General features: G+C 36.6%; 12 protein-coding genes. 7 read left to right on the forward strand and 5 right to left on the reverse strand.

Annotated features, from left to right (window positions below; all coding sequences use genetic code 11):
- Window positions 1-128: 128 nt before the first annotated feature.
- On the reverse strand, window positions 129-2,516 hold the full coding sequence (locus AC59HC_RS08915) for a M1 family metallopeptidase (protein ID WP_496558457.1): 2,388 nt from the start codon (window positions 2,514-2,516) through the stop codon (window positions 129-131).
- 67 nt (window positions 2,517-2,583) lie between these two features.
- On the reverse strand, window positions 2,584-3,162 hold the full coding sequence (locus tag AC59HC_RS08920; RefSeq protein ID WP_227943265.1) for a HupE/UreJ family protein: 579 nt from the start codon (window positions 3,160-3,162) through the stop codon (window positions 2,584-2,586).
- A 151-nt stretch (window positions 3,163-3,313) separates the two neighbouring features.
- On the opposite strand from AC59HC_RS08920, the gene AC59HC_RS08925 reads away from it, so the two are divergent.
- A complete protein-coding gene (locus AC59HC_RS08925; RefSeq protein WP_496558458.1) occupies window positions 3,314-6,532 on the forward strand; it encodes a S8/S53 family peptidase in 3,219 nt (1,072 codons plus the stop codon).
- Between the two features lie 77 nt (window positions 6,533-6,609).
- On the forward strand, window positions 6,610-7,125 hold the full coding sequence (locus AC59HC_RS08930) for a DUF6702 family protein (RefSeq protein ID WP_202841365.1): 516 nt from the start codon (window positions 6,610-6,612) through the stop codon (window positions 7,123-7,125).
- Between the two features lie 5 nt (window positions 7,126-7,130).
- On the opposite strand, the gene AC59HC_RS08935 is transcribed toward AC59HC_RS08930, so the two are convergent.
- Window positions 7,131-7,724: an acyl carrier protein phosphodiesterase gene (locus tag AC59HC_RS08935; RefSeq protein ID WP_202841363.1), complete on the reverse strand. Its 594-nt coding sequence runs from the start codon at window positions 7,722-7,724 to the stop codon at window positions 7,131-7,133.
- Window positions 7,725-7,846: 122 nt separating this feature from the next.
- Window positions 7,847-9,196, reverse strand: a complete 1,350-nt coding sequence (gene radA / locus AC59HC_RS08940) for a DNA repair protein RadA (RefSeq protein ID WP_343640748.1) — start codon at window positions 9,194-9,196, stop codon at window positions 7,847-7,849.
- A gap of 140 nt (window positions 9,197-9,336) precedes the next feature.
- On the opposite strand from radA, the gene AC59HC_RS08945 reads away from it, so the two are divergent.
- From AC59HC_RS08945 to yidC, 3 genes are all read left to right on the forward strand, one after another.
- Window positions 9,337-9,906: a YceI family protein gene (locus AC59HC_RS08945; protein WP_110008140.1), complete on the forward strand. Its 570-nt coding sequence runs from the start codon at window positions 9,337-9,339 to the stop codon at window positions 9,904-9,906.
- A 225-nt stretch (window positions 9,907-10,131) separates the two neighbouring features.
- The gene (pyrG, locus tag AC59HC_RS08950) at window positions 10,132-11,739 is read left to right on the forward strand and encodes a CTP synthase (RefSeq protein WP_110008139.1); all 1,608 of its coding nucleotides are present in this window, start codon (window positions 10,132-10,134) and stop codon (window positions 11,737-11,739) included.
- Between the two features lie 178 nt (window positions 11,740-11,917).
- The gene (gene yidC, locus AC59HC_RS08955) at window positions 11,918-13,717 is read left to right on the forward strand and encodes a membrane protein insertase YidC (RefSeq protein WP_227943270.1); all 1,800 of its coding nucleotides are present in this window, start codon (window positions 11,918-11,920) and stop codon (window positions 13,715-13,717) included.
- A 131-nt stretch (window positions 13,718-13,848) separates the two neighbouring features.
- Here yidC and rnhB read toward each other — a convergent pair whose 3' ends face one another.
- On the reverse strand, window positions 13,849-14,433 hold the full coding sequence (rnhB, locus tag AC59HC_RS08960; protein WP_496558459.1) for a ribonuclease HII: 585 nt from the start codon (window positions 14,431-14,433) through the stop codon (window positions 13,849-13,851).
- 490 nt (window positions 14,434-14,923) lie between these two features.
- Here rnhB and AC59HC_RS08965 point away from each other — a divergent pair, with 490 nt between their 5' ends.
- Together AC59HC_RS08965 and AC59HC_RS08970 are read left to right on the forward strand one after the other, a co-directional pair.
- Window positions 14,924-17,971: a SusC/RagA family TonB-linked outer membrane protein gene (locus AC59HC_RS08965; protein ID WP_343643105.1), complete on the forward strand. Its 3,048-nt coding sequence runs from the start codon at window positions 14,924-14,926 to the stop codon at window positions 17,969-17,971.
- Window positions 17,972-17,988: 17 nt separating this feature from the next.
- Window positions 17,989-19,419: a SusD/RagB family nutrient-binding outer membrane lipoprotein gene (locus AC59HC_RS08970; RefSeq protein WP_496558460.1), complete on the forward strand. Its 1,431-nt coding sequence runs from the start codon at window positions 17,989-17,991 to the stop codon at window positions 19,417-19,419.
- The last annotated feature ends 260 nt before the right edge of the window (window positions 19,420-19,679 follow it).

Consider the following 19,679-nt stretch of genomic DNA (forward strand, 5'->3'; position numbering starts at 1 on the left):
CAATTGATTCCTGAACTTTTGGATAGGCAGATTTAAGCAAAAAAAAACACTACCTCGTATTAAAAAAAGAATTATTCTTTTTAATACGAAGTAGTGCTGTATTTGTTAAAGTTTACAACTTCTTGGTTTTAACTTTTTCCTGCAGCCTGCATTGGATTAACCTTTCCGGTTGAGCCTCCTCTTACATTTCCGCCTTCCTGTTTTTGTTTGAAAAGCTGGAATTTAGAAGTTTCAGTACCCGCTCCGGTACTGCTCCAGAAATTATTGGTGGTATCAATATCAGCAGTTTCTCTCATGGGATCAAGCTGAATAGATTTCACTTTCTTATCAAAATAATAAGTCTTGGAAACTTTTTGTTCATTCAGCCTCCAGATCTGTGCAGCAGATTTATCATACACTTTTGAACCGTCTTCAAACGTGAACTCAAGAATGATAGGCATTACCAATCCGCCCTTGTTGACAAAATCGATCTGATATCCTGTAATATTTTTGAATTTCTCTTTATCCTTAGCATCTAAAGGAAGACCAGCTTCGGTTTTGATGCTATATTGCTTATTATTATCTACCTTTTCCTGGCCTCTGTCATATTTGTAATAGAAATCCTGAACATCCTTATCGCCGTCTACATAGAATTTAATATTCTTATCTTCTCTGTTTCTGATTTTTGAAAGATCTTCAAAATTGTTGACCAATGGTTTTTCTACCTGATATTTCACTTCAGCAGCAGCTTTAGGATTCGTCTCAAGATCAGGAACGGCTACCGTTACTTTATCAATAGCGATGTCTACAGGATCTGTACCGTAAAACCATCCTCTCCAGAACCAGTCCAGGTCTTCACCACTGGCATCTTCCATGGTACGGAATAAATCAGCAGGTTCAGGATGTTTGAAAGCCCATCTTTTGGCATACGTTTTAAAAGCTTTGTCGAAAAGCTCTCTTCCCATGATTGTTTCGCGAAGAATGTTCAATCCGGTGGCAGGTTTTGAATACGCGTTCGGCCCATACTGAACAATATTTTCAGAGTTGCTCATGATAGGCTCCAGCTGATCTTTCGGCAGTTTCATATAATCTACGATGGTCCATGCCGGTCCTCTTTTGGAAGGGAACTTATTATCCCATTTTTCTTCTGTAAGGTATTCTGTAAAGGTGTTCAGACCTTCATCCATCCATGCCCACTGTCTTTCATCAGAATTGATGATCATAGGGAAGAAGTTGTGCCCAACTTCGTGGATGATAACTCCGATCATTCCGTTTTTGGTCCCTTCAGAATAGGTTCCGTCCTTTTCGGTTCTTCCGAAGTTGAAACAGATCATCGGATATTCCATTCCGTTGGCCGCTTCTACAGATTGGGCTACAGGGTATGGATAAGGAATGGTAAATTCCGAATAGGTTTTAATGGTATGAGCAACCGCTTTTGTGGAAAACTTTCTGTAAAGACCATAAGATTCCTTTGGATAAAAGCTCATTGCCATTACTTTATTATTGTTTTCAGGAATGGTTACACGCATTCCGTCCCATACAAATTTTCGGGAAGAAGTCCAGGCAAAGTCACGAACATCCTTCGCTTCAAAAACCCATGTTTTTCTTTGTTTTGAATGATTTTTTTCCGCTTTCTTGGCTTCATCCAAAGTTACAATTTCAATCGGTTCAGAAGCATTTTCAGCTTTTCTGTATCTTGACAGCTGATCAGACGTTAATACCTGATCATAATTTTTACACTCTCCGGTTCCGCCAACAATATGATCGGAAGGAACATTCATTGAAACTTTAAAGTCTCCGAAAACCAGCGCAAATTCACCTCTTCCGGTAAACTGGTGGTTCTGCCAGCCCTGGAAATCACTATACACACACATTCTCGGATACCATTGTGCCATGGTATACAGATCGTTGCCGTCTTCAGGAAAGTTTTCATAACCGCCGCGGCCACCCATTTTGATTCTGTTGGGAATATTGTAGTTCCAGTCTACTTTGAAAACGAATTTCTCGCCCTTTTTCAAAACCTTGGGAAGATCAATACGCATCATAGTCTTGTTGACTGTATATTTCAAAGGACTACCTGAAGCATCAGTCACTTTCTCAAGACTTACACCATACCCGTTATCCTTAACAGGAAGTTCTGTTACTTTAAGCTGCTGGTCTGTTGTTGAAGGGTGAAGAACAGATGACGTATCATATCCTGCATTTCTAATGCTGGAATGTTCATTTTCATCAAGCTGAAGCCAGATATAATCCAGATCATCAGGCGAATTGTTGTAATAAGTCACCGTTTCTGAAGCTTTCAGATTTCTTTTATCCTCATCCAGATAAGCGGTGATGTTATAGTCGGCCCTGTTCTGCCAGTACCCGTGACCGGGAGCTCCTGATGCCGTTCTGTAAATGTTGGGTGTTGGCAGAATAGTGCCCAGCTGCTCAAACTTGTTACCATGATTGCTGCCTGGGTTATTCTGAATATTTTGTGCGGTGAAACCTGTATATGCAAATACAGAAAGTGAAAGTATAACAACTTTTAGTTTCATAACCGAAATGATTTTTTGATGATCAAAGATAGTAATTACCTGTTGAATTAATATGAATATTTAAATTTTAAAAAGGAATTCTTTCCAAAGTCATTTTTAGGGATAAAGCAAATACGCCTGAAGAGACAAATAAAATCCAGTCTTTTTTATTCACTTTAAAAAGATTGAGCAGAATGAAAAGGACGATCAAAATAGCAAAAACAATTACAATCTGGCCAAGCTCCAGTCCGATATTGAAGCCAAGCAGAGGTAAGGCTATACTCTGGCTTTTGGCAATCATTACTCTTGCGGTGTTGGCAAATCCCATCCCATGAACAAGGCCGAAGATCAGTGCAAGATAATAGTTGGCCCGCATCAGAGTTTGTTTCTGGTTTTTCATGATAATATTATCCAGAGAGGTCAGAACAATGGTTAAAGGAATTAAAAATTCCACCCAGTCGGAAGGAACTCTGAAAATATCCAGAATACTCAGTGCTAATGTAATGGAATGTCCAATGGTGAATGCCGTAACAAGAATCAGAATTTTTTTCCAGTCACTGTAAGAATAAACAGCAATTAAAGCCAGAACAAAAAGCTGATGATCAAGGGCATCCAGTGAAATAATGTGTTCCCATCCAAGGTTTAAATAAAAAAGAAAATCCTGCATTTTGGTTAAAAAATTTTATATTTTGAATATATTGTTAAAATATGATTGATTTTATTATTTGGTTTAATTTTTAAGCTTGATTGTTGTTAATATCTTGGCTTATTGATATGTTGAATAAAAATTGTATAATTGTATTGCTTAAAAATGAATTATGGATATTAAAAAATTATTTTCTACAAATGTAAACATTTCACCCGGAGGAGCGAAGCTTCTCAGAAATGCTGCAGCAGCGTTTTTAGGATTATATTCCTATGCATTTTACGGACAGGTACAAAAACTGGACTCCCGGTTTGATATTTTATTGAAAAATAAGGAAAATATAGCCAATGGAAGATCTGTTAGGGATTTGGAACGTCCTGATATGAAACTTGATAAGCATCTGGTAGTGACTTCAAAGGGAGCACAAACCATGTATTCATGTATTATTTATACCAAAGAACCGGAAAAACTGAAAGCAGACGGTTTTATTATTCAGAGCCAGCTGCCGGCTTTCTCCACAGCTTTGGTTACCATTGAAGATATTGAAAGACTGATGCAGCTTCCTTATGTAACCTCTGTAATGGCGCCGGAATTTGATGAGCTTCATAATGATGTGAGCAGAGCTCAGTCCGGAGCAAGCCTTTTGCAGGATGGAGTTTTCAATAACACCGCTTATAACGGAACAGGTGTTTTGGTAGGAATTTATGACAGCGGAATAGACTGGAAGCATCCTGATTTCAGAAAAGCCGATGATCAGACCAAAAGCAGAATTGTTTCCATTTGGGATCAGACATTAACTGCACAGGCGGGAGAAACCGCCCCGATAGGGTTTTCTACTGGTGTAGAATATACCCGAGCGCAGATTGAAGATGAACTGGACGGAACACCAACAGGTTTTGTTCGTGAAAATGATATTAATGGTCACGGAACCCACGTTTCAGGTACAGCAGCCGGGAATGGTGCAGCCTTTGCCGATAAAAGACATAAGGGATTCTCATCTGATGCAGATATTGTTTTTGTAAAAGGTGGCAACGGGTCTTTTCCCACAACCAATACCATTAATGCTTTAACGTATTTCAAGAACGTGGCAACGGCTCTTAATAAGCCCATTGTCGTTAATATGAGTATCGGTGGTCAGAGCAGTGCCCACGACGGAACCTCCAGCCATGAAGTAGCAGTGAATAGTTTTACCACTTCAGGAGCGGGAAGAGTTGTTGTGATTTCTGCAGGAAATGATTATGGAGCTAATCTTCACAGAAAAGTAGATATTGCAGCCGGTGCGGCACAGACCTATAACTTTACCGTAGCAAGCAACACTTCCGCAGCTTCAGTATTCTCATTCATTATGTATGCCAATGACAATACTCCCGTTACTGCAAAATTAACCACTCCGGACGGACAGCAGTATACACAGAATATCAGTACAAACACCGCTCACACTATATTGGGAGGAGGTCTTACCGCAACTATGTACAACTATTGGAGTAACGACAACAATAAAAGGTATGTGCAGTTGGTAGTGACCAGAACCTCCGGAACCACCAATGTTCAGGGAAATTATTCATTGGAAATTACCAACAACGGAACCCAGCAGATCACAGCCCACGGCTGGCTGTATAGTCAGGGAGTGCAAACCACCTTACAAAACGGGGATAATGAATATATTGTAGGATCACCGGGAAATGCTTCCAACGCCATCACGGTAGCTTCCTATATGGGAAGAGCCAGTTGGTACAGTGGAGCAAGCGGCTACTTTACACTTACTCCGCAAGAATCCATCTCTTCATTCAGTGCACAGGGACCAAGAGTAGATGGTGTCCAGAAACCGGATATTGCAGGCTCAGGACAGAACGTGATTTCTGCCCGATCAGCCGATTCTGCTCCTGGCTCAACAGATATTATTGCAGGAACCAATTATTATGTAAAAAACCAGGGAACAAGTATGTCTTCACCGGGGGTAGCAGGAGCTGTCGGCTTACTGCTTCAGGCTAATCCTTCATTAACGGCAGCCCAGGTGAAAGCACGTCTTACTTCCAATGCAAGAATGGATGGGGCAACAGGAACTGTTCCCAATATGAGATGGGGATATGGGAAATTAGATATTTACAAAGCTGTTACGGATGAATTAGGTTGTGTAAAATCTAATTTTGAAACTGTAGGATACGATGAGCCTTATATTATTGCCAATACAGAATCTAATTATTACTTTGATAATATTGCCCTGGCAGTAAGATATACGCCGACATTGACAGGAAAACTGGGCGGTTTTTCATTCTTAACAGGTACTTCTCTTCCTTCGGATATTCCGGTTGATATTCAAATCAGAAAAGTGGATGCCAATGGAAACCCCGGAGATATTATTGCGACTAAAACCATTACTTCATGGCTTAATAACGTTCAAAGATTTACCTGGAATTATGTGAGCCTTTCAGATCTGAATATTCAAATGGTAACCGGAAAAGAATTTTATATTGTCGTAAACGGATTAGGAGGAAGGATTGCCATGAAAGCTGAAAATGCAGTAGTGAATAACAGATCTAAGACTTCTACAGACGGTACTACCTGGACTTCAAGAACATTTGATCTTAAAATGAGAGCCGTGGTCTACGAAAATGTTGCTGAAGTAAAGAATTTAGCAACTTCCAACCAGACGAAAGCCGGTACGGTGACAAATGGTTACAATTATTTTACAAATTCCTGCCAGCTTATCTCAAGAATAGAAAAAGAAACAGCCAGTACCGTAACAGGAAATGTAACATCCAAAGTGTGGATTGATAATGCACAGCCCAACTATGTGGCAAGAAGATATGAAATCAATTCGGATGCAAACACAACCACAGCAACCGGTAAAGTAACCTTATATTTCAAACAGAGTGATTTCGATGCCTATAATCTGAGCAATGCAGTGAAATTACCTACTTCACCTACTGATGTTGCAAATAAAGCAAATCTTCTTATTGAAAAATATACAGGAACAAGTACTACAGGTACCGTAGCTTCTTTTGGAGGAACTGCCACAATTATTACCCCGAATATTGCAGATATTATCTGGAATGATACTTACCAATATTGGGAAGTGAGCTTCCAGACGGCAGGCTTTGGCGGATATTTTGTAAAAACAGGAACAACATTGGGAACAGCAGATGTTAAATTAAATTCAGAAGTGAACATCACCCCGAATCCTGCAAAAGATTTTGTAAATGTATCGTTAGGCAGATATTCTAAAGGAGCAGTAACTATTTATGATGCTTCAGGAAAATTGGTTAAAACGGTCAATGTAGATAAAAATTCCGGTAAAATTGATGTTTCAGAACTGGTAAGAGGAACGTATCTGTTTACCATTGCATTGGATGATAACACAAAAATTACGAAAAAAGTAATGAAGCAATAAATTCATCAATCCATTATAATCAAAAGCAGCGGTTGTATAACTGCTGCTTTTTTTATATTTGCTGTAAAATAAAATTCATGCCGGGTAAGTTTTTTTGGGGATTTCTTTTTTTGATGACAATTGTTTTTCAGAGCTTTGTGAGCAGTGATGCGGTTCATCCATACCATGTAGGATCTGTTGAAATTAATTATAATTCAAAATCCAGAACCTTTGAAGTAACCGGAAGATTCTTTCTTGATGACATGGAAAATGGGCTGGGGAAAAAATATGGAAGTGCTTTCCATTTTAATGACGAAAAATATAAGGCGAAACTGAATGATGCCCTGCAAAAATATTGTTCAGAATATTTCAGGTTAAAGGCTGATAACAAATTTTTAAAAGTAAATTATATTGGTTATGAAGAAGATCAGGAATCTGTAGATATCTTTCTTGAGTCAGAACCGGTGCCCGTTCCGAAAAAAGTAGAAGCTGCTGTCAGTTTTTTATATAACCTTTTTGATGATCAGATCAATATTGTTCATATCATTGTAAACGGGCAAAGAAACAGTGAAAAACTTACCTATCCCAACCGTTATCTCTATAAACAGTTTTAAGAATATCAGTTTTCCAGCTGAAGCAATGTATTGATTCCTTTGGCGTGAGCCAGCAGATCAGGAAAAAAATCATCATAACACTGTTGAAGAAGATCTTTATTTTTTAAAAAAGCTTCAAAAACAGGAATATCTTTATCCAGATATTTGGCTTTATTCAGTACATTCTGAATACTGAATTTAATTCCCCAGTCTTCACGGTAATTATAAAGCCAGTCATCCTGTTCCATTTTAACCAGCATCTTTTTAAAATTTTCAGGGAGCCACTGTTCATGGGCATTCAAAACACTGTAAACATGAAGTGAATGTGCTTTCCATTCTGCCAGGGAATTCAGGGAAAGATCTCTGGCTACAAAATGGTCCATTGAAACATCAACAAATGCACCGGCGTACAGTCTTACCAAAGGAGCAAATACTTTTTTGGCTTCGTGAATAGCAGGATGAGAATCTGTAAATGTATCAATCGCTCTGTGCAGGGTAATTCCGTCCTGAATTTCCTTCGGGAAAGAAAAACGATCTCTGTTGCGGATGAAATCTTCGAGAAATTGCCCCACGATCTGCCCGTCGGTAAAAGAAAGAAAAGAATGAGCCAGATAATTCATAATTTAAAGGTATGAATTAAATGTGGATAGTGAAAGGTGAAAAGTGAATTCGCTTCGCTTGTGAATTTTTTATCGTGATATTAATTGACCATTGACTTGCGAAGCAAAATTGACCATTCACTCTAGAACAGTCTCTCGTGAAAATCCTCAATTTTACTCACTTCTTCAATCTTGATTCCAAATTTTCTTTTCGGGATTTTATTAAGGTTGGAAACAAATATTTTTTCATAACCCAGTTTTTCTGCTTCAGTAATTCTCTGCTCAATCTGGGCTACCGGACGGATTTCACCACTCAGACCAATTTCTCCGGCAAAGCAGTAATGTTCGGAAATAGCAATATCTTCGTTGGATGAAAGAACAGAAGCGATCACCGCCAGATCCAGTGCCGGATCGTCTGTCTTTATTCCTCCGGTAATATTAAGGAAAACGTCTTTTGCCCCCAATTGAAAACCAGCTCTTTTTTCCAGTACGGCTAAAAGCATATTCAACCTTTTGGAATCAAAACCGGTGCTGCTTCTTTGAGGAGTACCATAAACGGCGGTACTTACCAGTGCCTGTATTTCAAGAAGCATAGGTCTGTTTCCTTCCAGAGTTACTGCAACGGAGTTCCCTGAAAGTTCCTCAAACTTCTTGGTAATCAATATTTCCGAAGGGTTTTTAATCTCTTTCAATCCCTGTGAGATCATTTCATAAATTCCGATTTCTGAAGTGGACCCGAAACGGTTTTTATTGGCTCTTAGTAATCTGAACAGGTGATTCCTGTCTCCATCAAAATTCAGAACAACATCCACCATGTGCTCAAGAACCTTTGGCCCGGCAATCTGTCCGTCTTTGGTGATGTGGCCTACAAGAAATACCGGAGTATTGTTTTCTTTGGCATATTTGATGATCTCATTGGAGCATTCCCGGATTTGGGATACGGTTCCCGGAGAACTTTCTATCAATTGAGACTGCAGCGTCTGGATAGAATCGATGATCATGAAATCCGGCTCCAGTTTTTTGGCCTCATGAAGGATTTTTTCCAGTGAAGTTTCAGTAAAAAGAAAACAGTTCGGATTCTGAATATCCGTAAGCCTGTCTGCTCTCATTTTGATCTGAGAAGCACTTTCTTCCCCGGAAACATAGAAGATTTTTTTCTTCATTTTTAAAGCAAGCTGAAGCAGAAGGGTAGATTTCCCGATTCCCGGTTCACCACCAATCAGGGTCACAGAACCCAAAACGATGCCGCCTCCTAAAACACGGTTCAGCTCTTCGGAAGGTGTTTTTATTCTAGGTTCTTCGCTGGTTTCTACTTCAACAATATTGATAACATGTTGTTTGGTTTTCGAAAAGGGAGGTGTTTTGTGAGAAGGTTTTTCCACAATCTCTTCCACTAATGTATTCCACTCTCCACAGTTTTTACATTGCCCCAGCCATTGAGGGTACTGGGTTCCGCAGTTTTGACAGAAATATGCTGTTTTCAGTTTTGCCATACTGCGAAGTTATAAAAAAGCATTTTTTTTTCAGAATGTAAATGGGTTTAATATAAAAAAACTAATACGTCTGTGATAGGAATATCTTTCATATCTTAGCTTTATTCAATTAAAATATATTAATGTAAAATATCATTACAATGAAAAAAGTATTTTTATCTTTCGTATTTACGCTTGTAAGTATTGTTGCTTTTGCACAGGGAAGCTGGCAGGTAGACCAGATGCATTCATCAATCAATTTTAATATCAAGCACATGGGAATCAGTTTTGTGCAGGGAAGGTTTGATAAATTTGACGGAAAAGCAGCCACTGGTGGTGCTAATCTGGATAATGCCGATTTGAGTTTTTCTATCAGTGTCCCTTCCATTAATACAGGAGTGGACATGAGAGACAGACATCTTATCAGCGAAGAGTTTTTCGATGTTGCCAAATATCCTACGATTGAATTTAAGAGTTCTTCCGTTACAAAAGATAAGAACAATAATTACATCGTAAAAGGGAAACTGACGATGAAGGGCGTGGAAAAAGAAATTACTGCTCCAGTTACGTTTGGAGGAATTACAAAAAATAAGGACGGAAAAGAGATTATGGGAATTCAGACCAAATTTACCGTGAATCGTCTGGATTATGGAATCAAATATGACCCGTCAGGAGCCGGAATCGCGAAAGATGTTGAAGTAACAGCTTACTTTGAACTGACTAAGCAATAATATTCAGAATATAAAATATAAAAAGGTTTTCCGCTCAAATGGAAAACCTTTTTTGCTGATAGGCGAGAATCCTTTGGGTTGTAGCTTTGTTTCATTTGTTTAGATCAATATTAATAAAAATTTTTATCTGGTTTTATAGTTGTTTGAGGGGTGTTTTATCATTTTCAAAATGTAAAAGATTGCTTTGTATTTCTTTTTCCCCTAACTTTGCACAAACCTAATCTAATGAGTAAAAAGAATACAAAGTACATCTTTGTGACAGGAGGTGTAACTTCATCTTTGGGAAAGGGAATCGTTTCTGCTTCTCTGGGACTTCTACTAAAATCACGCGGCTTTAATGTAACGATCCAAAAATTAGATCCTTATATCAATATCGACCCAGGAACTTTGAATCCTTATGAGCACGGAGAGTGTTATGTGACTGAAGATGGTGCAGAGACGGATCTGGATTTAGGCCACTACGAGCGTTACCTTGATGCTCCTACATCCCAAAACAACAACGTTACTACAGGAAAAATCTACCAGACTGTAATTGAAAAAGAAAGAAAAGGAGACTTCCTTGGAAAAACAGTTCAGGTAATTCCTCATATTACTAACGAAATCAAACGTAGAATTAAAATCCTTTCAAAACAGAACTACGATATCATTATTACTGAGATCGGAGGAACTGTAGGGGATATCGAATCTTTACCATACATTGAAACTGTTCGCCAGTTGAAGTGGGAATTGGGAGAGAGTAATTCTATGGTGATTCACCTTACTTTACTGCCTTATCTGGCTTCAAGTGGAGAATTAAAAACAAAACCATCCCAGCATTCCGTTCGTCAGCTGATGGAAAGCGGAATTATGGCTGATGTTTTGGTGTGCAGAACAGAACATAAAATTCCTAAAGATCAGAGAGCAAAATTGGCTCAGTTCTGTAACGTTCCTTTAGATAATGTTATTGAATGTAAAGATCTTGAAACCATTTATGAAGTTCCGATGTACCTTCAGAAGCAGAACTTTGATGATGTAGTTTTGAAAGAACTGGATCTGAAAAGTGATAAAGATGCTGATCTTAAAGACTGGAAGAGTTTCCTTAAAAAATTCCAGAATCCTAAGAAAACCGTTGAAATTGCTTTGGTTGGAAAATATGTTTCCCTTCAGGATTCGTACATTTCAATTGCTGAGGCTTTCAAACATGCCGGAGCTGACCTTGAAACTGAAGTCAAAGTTAGATGGGTATACAGTGGGGATATTACGGAAGAAAATATCAAAGATACACTGAAAGGTGTGAATGGTATTCTTGTAGCTCCAGGTTTCGGCGACAGAGGAATTGAAGGAAAAGTTCTTACCGCAAAATATGCAAGAGAAAATAAAATTCCAATGTTGGGAATCTGTTTAGGAATGCAGATTATGACGATTGAATTTGCAAGAAATGTTTTAGGACATACCAAAGCAAACTCCATGGAATTTGATACCGCTACTCCTGATCCTGTAATTTCTTTGATGGAAGAACAGAAAAATGTAGTAGATAAAGGAGGAACAATGCGTCTTGGAGCATGGAAGTGCTCATTGAAAAACGGTTCTAAATTATACGATATCTACGGAAACAAAAATATCTCTGAAAGACACCGTCACCGTTATGAATTCAACAGTGATTATCTTCAGGAATTTGAAAAGAATGGTTTCCTTGCTACAGGTACTAACCCTGAAACAGGTTTGGTAGAAGCGCTTGAACTTCCTGATCACCCGTTCTATGTAGGGGTTCAGTATCACCCGGAATATAAGAGTACGGTAGCAACACCGCATCCTTTATTCAGAGCTTTCATCAAAGCTTGCGAAAAGAAATAAGGTAAAATTTTATCATAAACGTCTACATATAAACTCAGGCTGAGAATAATCAGCCTGAGTTTATTATATAGTAACAACGTAAAGCATAGAGTTTTGATAAAAAAACAGTATTTTTGTCAGCTCAAATTATGTACACCCGTACGTACATTTTAAATTTAAAATTTTAATATAAAATAAAATGCAACAAAACAACGGAATCGATAAGAAGCAAATGATTAGTTTCGCGGTTTTATGCCTTGTTCTCTTCGGTTTTATGTTCTATTTCCAGAACAAACAAACGAAAGAAGCGGAGTTGAAAGCTCAGGAGCAGAAAACGGAACAGGCAAAAAATGCCGTAAAGCAAACTCAGGCAAGCAATATCAATCCAAATGTAACTCCTAATGCCATTCAGACAGCAAGTCTTGGGAATAATGAATTGAAACTTGAATTTTCAAGCTTAGGAGGACAGGTTTCCAAAGTAGAACTTTTAAAATATAAAGCCTACAACCACAAAACGGATAATGCAGATCAGCCGCTTTATCTTATTACTAAGAATAACTCAAACTACGGTTTTCAGTTTAAAGATAAAACAGGGAAAATCGTTAATACTAAAGATTTAGTTTTCTCACCAGCTGTTAATGGAAATGCTGTAACCTTAACTGCAGATTACAATGGTGCTGTCATTCAATTCATTTACACACTATTACCAAAATATACCCTTGATTTTAAAGTAAGAACTCAGGGACTTTCTAAAATTACTTCTGATAACAAAGCAGATTTTATCTGGGATTATAATGTAAGAAACCTTGAAAAAGGTAGAGCTCAGGAGCAGTCTCACTCAGAATTTTCTTATGCCTTCAATAATTATAAAGACTATGATTATGATGGAAGAACCACAATGGAAGAGGAAAAAGAAACTCTTAACTGGATTGGTGTAAAACAGCAGTTTTTCTCTTCAGTCATTGAAGCTAAAAACGGATTTACACAAAGTAAAGGTAATCAGGAAAATGTTGAAGAAGGAGAGTATCTGAAGAAATTCAACTACGAAGGTTTTGTTCAGATGACCGGAAGTGAGCTGAACCAGGATTTCACATGGTATTTTATGCCATTGGATTTGCCATTGCTTAAATCTTACGATAAGAATTTTGATGAAATCCTTCCGTTAGGCTGGTCATTCATCGGGGCAATGAACCGTTATTTTTTCATGTGGTTATACAGTATTATTGCTGCGTGGGGATTATCAGCAGGTTGGGTGATTTTTGTAATGACGATCATCGTAAAGCTGATCCTGTCGCCAATTATGTATAAGCAGCACAAGTTAAGTGCTATGATGAAGGTGATTCGTCCGGAAATTGACGAGGTGAATGCGAAGTTCAAGGATGCAGATCCGATGAAGAAGCAGCAGGCAACGATGGAGGTTTACAGAAAAGCCGGAGTGAATCAGATGGCGGGATGTTTACCGGCATTAGTTCAGATTCCTATCTTCTATGCTTTGTTCCGTTTCTTCCCAAACTTTATTGATCTTAGAGGTCAAGGGTTCTGGTTTGCAAAAGATTTGACAGCGTATGATGATTTGATCAAGCTTCCGTTTAAAGTTCCTTTCCTTGGAGACCACCTAAGTATTTTCGCTTTAGCCTGTACAGTTGTTATTTTAATCTATACTGTTATGACTTCAGGAAATATGCAGCAGCCTCAGCAGGAAGGAATGCCAAACATGAAGGTGTTAATGTATATCTTCCCGATTACATTCCTGTTCTTTCTTAATACTTCGGCTTCAGGTCTTTCATGGTATTATTTTGTATCGAATGCGATTAATATTCTGATTATCCTTGTTATTAAGTATTTGATCCTGGATGAAAAGAAAATCCATGCCCAGATTCAGTCTAATAAGGAAAAACCGAAAGCAGAAGGTAAATTCCAGAAGAGAATGAGAGAAATGATGGAGAAGGCTCAGGAGCAGCAAAAAGCTCAGGAACAACAAAGAAATAAAAAGAAATAAATTCTTAATAATACGTTAAAAAAGAGAAGCAATTGAACAATTGCTTCTCTTTTTTTATCTGTAATTTATTTAGAATGATTTTAAATTTTCAATCAGTGGATGAAAATTTAATAATTGAAAATCAGTTACTTTTAATCATATTTCAGTCTGAAAGACTGTCTGTGATATCGGGTCGGCCCATGTTTAATAAGCGCATCCTGATGTTTTTTAGTAGCATAGCCAAAATTGGTGTCCCAGCCATATTCAGGATGTTCTTCATGAAGCTGAATCATTAACTTATCCCTATAATTTTTGGCAAGAATAGACGCTGCAGCAATCGATAATACTTTGGAATCTCCCTTGATAATACATTGATGAGGGATGTAGTTATAAGGATGAAATTTATTCCCGTCCACCAGAATAAGTTCAGGAGTTATCGTTAGTTTGTCCAGCGCACGATGCATTGCATGGATGCTTGCATTGAGAATATTATGTTCGTCAATGAAGGACGGTGGAAGCTCTGCAATGGCGTAGTTTCTCACATTATCTTTAATATAACTATCCAGCTCCATACGGGTTTTGAACGTTAATTTCTTTGAATCATTAACCAGATTTTGTTTAAAATCATCATCCAAAATTACTGCTGCCGCTACCACCGGACCACTTAAACATCCTCTTCCTACTTCATCACACCCTGCCTCTATGTAAAGGTTTGACCAGTTTTTTATTAGCTCCATGAATTGTATGTATACTGCAAAAATATAAAATTTTACAGGAAAGTATTTTATAGGATTTATTATTGTCATTATTTCAGTTATTATTTATTTCTATTCGGATTCTGGTAATTTAAATATATTTTTTTCACTATTTGTGGGTAATTGATTCCTTTTTCAGGGTGAAAATATCATATGCATTGCATTGTATTTTGATTTTTATAGAGTTTTTTATCTTTTATAAGTGACTTATTTTATTGTTAATCAGTTGGTTTGATGTACTTTTTGTGCATTTTTTCTATAGATAATATAAATATTTATTATTGTTAATATTTCTTAAAAAAATATAATGTCTTAATGGTTTATTTTTGTTAAATATGTGTTTTTTAACAAAAAATAGTATACTTTCGTTAGTTTTTTTTATATAATGTTGAAATATTGATATTTTTTTTGTTTTTTTCTTTGTGTTATTAAGAAAGTTTTACAAATTTGTAGCGTACAAAATTAATTTGATATGAAGAAAATAACAATGAGTCTTCTTGTTGTTGTATTATCTTCTTCTGTTGCGATTGTAAATGCTCAGCAGAAGAAAAATGACACAACTTCACAGACTAAAGAAATTGAAGGTATAGTCGTTACTGCACTTGGGATCAAGAGAGAAAAAAAATCTTTAGGTTATGCATCCCAGGAAGTTAAGGCGGATAAACTTTTTGATGGGACTACAAATACGGGAAATATAGCGTCTCAGTTATCTGGTAAAGTTGCGGGTTTAAATGTAACAACCACCTCTAATTTTGGAGGATCCTCAAACTTAGTTATTCGAGGAGTAAAATCTTTAGGAGGGAGTAATCCCTTAATTGTAATTGATGGCTCACCTGTCAATAATTCATCTACTTCTTTTGGTAATCAGAATGGAGGTTTTGACTTAGGTAATGCTTTATCAGACATTAATCAAGAAGATATAGAGTCTGTAAACGTATTAAAGGGAGCTGCTGCTTCTGCTTTATATGGAGAAAGAGGACTTAACGGTGTAATTGTAATTACAACAAAGAACGGTAAAGGAAAAGAAGATAACTCCTGGGGGGTAACTTTATCATCCTCGGTGCAGGCAGGTTTTATAGATAAATCTACATTTGCAAAATATCAGACTAGATATGGAGGAGGTTATGACCCTTCATTTTATTATGGAAGCGCGGCAGATGGTAAAGACTATGCCAATTTCGGAGAAGACGCATCTTGGGGCCCAGAGTTTGATCCAAATTTATTAGTTTATCAATGGGACTCATTTGATCCGACATCACCAAATTATAAAAAAGCAACCCCTTGGGTAGCGGCAAAAAATGGCCCGCTTAAATTTTTTGAAACACCGATGTCATTTATTAATTCCATTTCCTTGTCAAAAGGAAGCAAAGGATTTAATTTTAATCTGACATACGATAATAATCTATCTAGTGGTCTATTACCAAATTCAGATTTAAGAAAAAATACAATTTCGGCTAAAGTAAACTACGATTTAAATTCTAAATTACACGCGACAGTCTATACAACCCTAACAATACAGGGAACGACAGGTAGAACAGAGACTGGTTATAACGACAATATTGTTACAGGTTTCAGACAATGGTGGCAGACAAATGTTGATTTGGAAGCGTTGAAAAATGCTTACTTTAATAATGTTGGAAATCCTACAGTAGCTAATAACTACGGAAATGTTACGTGGAATAGAAAAAGTGGATCAAATGGAAAGCCTGCCTTTTGGAACAATCCATATTTTCAGAGATATCAAAACTATTCTACTGATGATAGAACAAGAACATTTTCGTATGCTCAGTTAACTTATGATGTAAATGATCATATTAATATTACAGGTAAGCTTAGTTACGATAATACTAATTTAGTTTTTGAAAGAAGGCTTGCTGAGGGGTCGTATCCTCAAAATTTTGGAGTTTCAGGAAAAGCTATAGGCTCTGGATATCATCGATATGATTTAAGTAGAAGTGAAACAAACTTTGATTTATTCGCAAATTATAAATATGATATTACTTCGTGGTTAAACATCAGTGGTATAGTTGGAGGAAATGTAAGAAGAAATCATGAGAGTTCTATCGAAGCATCAACGGAAGGTGGTCTAATTAAGCGAGGATATTACTCATTAGATAATTCCAAAGCTCCTTTATTAAACCCAGTAGAGTTTGAAGGAACAATACAAACTAACAGTTTATATGCTACGGCTTCATTTGATTTTAATAAAGTATTCTATCTGGATGGAACAATTAGAAGAGATGCGAGTTCAACTTTACCTGATGGTAATAACAAATATACTTATGGGTCTGTTTCCGGATCTGTAATTTTATCAGAACTTTTAAAATCTGATAAATCAGTAATGAATTTTTGGAAATTAAGAGGAAACTATGCAGAAGTAGGAGGTACTGCTGATTCTTACCAATTGAAATATTCTTATTATACAGCAGGATATTTTAATACAGGAAATGGAAATATTAATATCTACAGACCTCAAACAATTCTAAAAAATGAAAATTTAAGACCTCAGAGATCCAGAGAATTTGAGTTTGGTACGGAAGTTCACTTTTTAAAAGACAGAATTGTTCTTGATGGGGCGTATTATGATACAAAGACATTTGACCAACTTATTACTCCGGATATTTCAGCTGGTTCCGGGAAACTTGGTGCAGCAATCAATGCGGGACAAATTAACAATAAAGGGATCGAATTACATTTAGGAGTAAGCCCAATAAAAACACAAGATTTTGCATGGGATATAGATGTCAACTGGGCTAAAAACAAAAGTAAGGTTGTAGAGCTAGATGCTGGTCTGCAGGTATATCAACTCGTAGGATTAGTAGGAGGCGCTTCCATAGTGGCTTCAGTTGGAAACCAGTGGGGAGATATCTATGGTAGTGATTATGTTTACTTAAATGGTGAGAAAGTGGTGGATCCTGAGACAGGATTGTATCAAACAGAGAGTAATAAAGTAATCGGAAATGTTCAAGCTAAATGGACAGGTGGATTAAGAAATTCATTTAGATATAAAAATTTCTCATTAAGTTTCTTAATAGATGTTCGTCACGGAGGGGATGTATTTTCATCAGATATGTATTATGGATTAGCGAGTGGATTATTCCCTGAAACTGCTGTTGATGGTTATAGAACAAATATACCTGTATTAGCCGGAGTTAATCCTAATGGTCAGGTAAATACAACACCAGTTAACACAGATGTAGTTAATCCTTTAGAATATGGTAACAATCCAAATGATGGGTATGCCATTGCTCCTGACAAAAGATTTGTATATGATGGATCTTTTGTAAAGCTAAGAGAAGCTAGTATTACGTATTCTCTTCCTAAGAGTATATTGGCAAATACCTTCATGAATGAGGCTAAAATCTCTATCGTGGGTAGAAACCTTTGGATTATTCATAAGAATCTTCCATATGCAGATCCTGAATCATCTCAAATGGGTGGATTGTATTCATATGGATCATCTGTGGGAGCTCTTCCTACAACAAGAGAATTGGGTGTTAATTTTACCTTTAAATTCTAAAAATAAAATTTATTAAAATGAAAAAGTTTAAAAATATATTATACGCTGGAGGTGTTGTTGCTTCGTTATTATTGTTTAACTCATGTCAAAGCGATCTTACCTCTCTGAATGAGGATCCCAAGCACCCTTCAACTGTACCAACAGGGAATTTATTGGCAACAAGTATGTTTCAAGGATTCTATTATATGTATACGGGTAGTGTAAACTTTAATAATTATCGTTTTTTTACGCAACAATGGACAGAGACAACCTATGTACAGGAAACCAATTATAATTTGACTACTAGAGCTCAGCCAAGAAATCACTTCAGAAGAATGTATGTTTATACATTAGCACCTCTTGAGCAAGCTAAAAAAGATCTTCCAACAGAGATTAATGCTGATGCTGATGTAGTTAATAACAAATGGGCTACTCTAGAAATTGCTTCCATTTTTGTTTGGGAAAATATTGTGGATACATTTGGTAATGTACCTTATAAAGAGGCTTTGCAAGCAGAAACTATTAAATCTCCAAAATATGATGATGCTAAATCAATCTATCTTGATTTAATAACGAGATTAGATGCAGCAATAGCAAAAATTAATAAGACTAAAGCTGGATATCCTGAAGATCTTGTTTACAAAGGAGATATGAATAAATGGGTTAAACTTGCCAATTCAATTAAATTAAGATTAGCAATTAATCTTGCAGATGTTGATCCTGCAACATCAAAATCAGTAGCTGAAAGTGCTATCAGTGGTGGAGTAATTGATTCAAATGATAGCTCTTATTCATTGAAATTTGATGGAAATACTTTTACAAATCCATTATTTGATGATTTAGTAGCTTCAGGGAGGAATGATTTTTTACCATCGGATGTTATTGTAAACCCAATGAATGCTAAATCAGATCCAAGAAGAGGAGCTTATTTTACTCAGATTGGAGGAGCTTATAAGGGGGGTGTCTACGGTACTTTAAACACATTTTCTAATTTTTCTCATGTAAATCCTACTTTTTTAACAGGTAATGCTCCTGCAAATCTATTAAGCTATACTGAAGTTTTATTCCTGAAAGCTGAAGCTGCGGCAAGAGGATATAATGCAGGAGGAACAGCAGCTGGTCTATATGCTGCAGCAGTTACTGCATCTATGACTGAAAATGGAATATCTGCAACTGATGCTGCAGCTTACATCTTAGCCAATCCATATAATGCAACAAACTGGAAACAATCTATCGGATATGAAGGATGGGTTGCTATGTGGAATAATCCTTTTGCTGCTTGGAACTTTGTGAGAAGATTAGATAGTCCTGTACTTACTGCTCCAGCATCATCTTATACTGGGGGGATGCCTTACAGGATGCCATATTCTGATCAGGAATATGTAGTCAATAATGCTAACGTTTCAGCAGCTGCGAATGCAATTGGAGGAGATAAAGCAACAACAAAACTTTTCTGGGATAAAAATTAAAACGTATTAACAACATTCATATTATACCGCCTTCGGGCGGTTTTTTTATTTAATAATATCATTTATTTAATAATTAAATTGTTTTAAGTGTTTAAGTTGATTGAAATATTTTTGTTAATTTATTAAAACTATAGTATTTTATTTATATATATCTTTTTTTTAATTTAAAATTTTTGTTAATTAATAGTATTTATTGCTTATTTGTGGTAAATTTTTATTTTTTTTAACATTTTTATTTGAATTATTGAATATATTCTACA

This window comes from Chryseobacterium sp. DZ-32 (assembly GCF_059587025.1).